The following is a 2,018-nucleotide window of genomic DNA, read 5'->3' as shown; positions in this document are numbered from 1 at the left end:
TGGGACATTTTGATTTGTGTTCTCTTGAGACATTATCATTTACGTTTAACACAAAATTTGAGAGAACTTATCATTCACTCGTTGACAAAATTTAATAGGGATGCTATCTTTAGTAATGCTTAATTATTTATTTAGGCTAACCTAAAATATAGTTTTTGGAGGAAGTTTATGAATAAAAATAAATTCTTAATCGGTAGCATGTTAACAATAAGTAGTTTTGTTTTGGTTTCGCAGTCTGCGATATTTGCTGAAGATGAAAGTAATATAAAGGCATCTATAGAGAATATACATAATAAAGTTGCTTCATCAGAAAGCACTACTGTAAGAAGCGAGTTAAAAGATGTTCTGGTTTCAGAGGGACATCAAACAGAGACTTTTGACGAAAAAAATCAAGACGATTTAAACAAAATCTCTGATAAAAACGATATAAAAAATGAAAATAAGGATAGTATTATCAATAATGAAGACCGAGAAAAATTATTAGATTCTGATCTTAAAAAACCAAAAAATGTTTCTAAAGATAAAGAAACAGAGTTTGAAGGTAATAGGTCATCAGAAATACTTGCGCCTACGACCTCAAGAGAATCTGAAAATAGTTTGGAGAGTTATTTGGAAACTGACACTAATCTTTCAAAAGAGAATTTAAAGTCAACCTACATGAATGATCAAAACGCTCAAATCCTAGGAAGCACTATTACAGATAGCCAGAACCTAGTTTATAAAATCTTGTCATATAAAGACGGAGTAGGAACTGTTCAATTAGGAGATGGTGAAAAAAGTCTCATATGGAATGATGATACCTTAAGAATTTCTAATGTTATTCAAAATGAAAAAGGTACATTTACAGTAACGGAAATCGCTAGCAATGCATTCTATAGTGTAATTGAAGAATCATCTGGTCAGCGAATGGGTCCGAATGTTTCGAAGGTTATCGTGCCCAACTCAATCTTGAAGATTCAAGATCGAGCATTCTTTTCAGCTGAAACCATCAGAAATGTTGAGTTTTTGCCAAAGTCTAACTTAAAGCATATAGGAAAAGAAGCTTTTTATTTCTCAAATCTAAAAAATATAATAATTCCGGATTCTGTTGAAACAATCGGAGACAAAGCTTTTTCATTTAATGAGAATCTAACGGATTTAGAAATTGGAGATGCTTCTAATTTAAAGACTATTGGTAAGGGTGCTTTCTCTTCAAACAAAAAATTGAAGCGACTTTACATTCCTAAAGGGGTTACCTCAATAGGAGAAGAAGCATTTATAACAACTCCTGATTTAGAAGAAATAAGGGTAAGTTCATCAAATAATAATTTTAAAGATATAGATGGAATTTTGTTTAATAAAGATGAAAAAAATCTTATAAAATATCCGTCGAGAAAAGTTGAAAGAAACTATGAGATTCCTGAAAAAGTAGTGTTTATAGCCGATTATGCTTTTGACAATAATGATAATCTTAAAGAGTTAATATTTGGGAAAAATGTTAAAAAAATAGGAGATTTTACGTTTAAAAATGCAGATAAGTTAGAAAAAATTAACCTAAATGAGGGACTTGAAGAAATTGGTAGGTTGGCATTTTATTATATGCCATCTTTAGAGAGCGTTGAATTACCAAAATCGTTAAATAGCTTAGGAAGGAATCCTTTTTATGGCTTAGATTCTTTAACAACTATTATTTTTGGAGAAGGAGTCAAAGAATTTTCAAATAGTACTATTGCTGGACCTCTTGGATCATTGAAAAAAATTATAATTAAGGCGAAAAATGCCACTTTTGCAGAGGATAGTTTTAACCTTCCGGATAATATAAAAGGTACTGTTAAAATAGAAGTTGCTTCAGATAACATCAAAAATAAAATGGTGGAATTAGGCTTTAAGGAAGAAAATATTTTAATTAATCTTGACGACGATACGCCAGATGACGGCACTCCGGATGAAGAGACTCCAGATGGCGGCACTCCGGATGAAGAGACTCCAGATGGCGGCACTCCGGATGAAGAGACTCCAGATGGCGGCACTCCGGATGA

The 2,018-nt window shown here is 32.1% G+C and carries 1 protein-coding gene; it reads left to right on the top strand.

Features of this window, described 5'->3' with window-relative positions; all coding sequences use genetic code 11:
• Positions 1-168 precede the first annotated feature (168 nt).
• Positions 169-2,018 (top strand): leucine-rich repeat domain-containing protein (locus ACQV2S_RS08690; protein ID WP_428885406.1); only part of this gene is annotated, 1,850 nt, incomplete at its 3' end.

The organism is Facklamia sp. P13064, from assembly GCF_050409425.1.
In the GTDB taxonomy this organism is placed as follows: domain Bacteria; phylum Bacillota; class Bacilli; order Lactobacillales; family Aerococcaceae; genus Facklamia.
The sequence above is the reverse complement of the archived record's forward strand: the minus strand, read 5'-3'. Positions and strand labels throughout refer to the sequence as shown.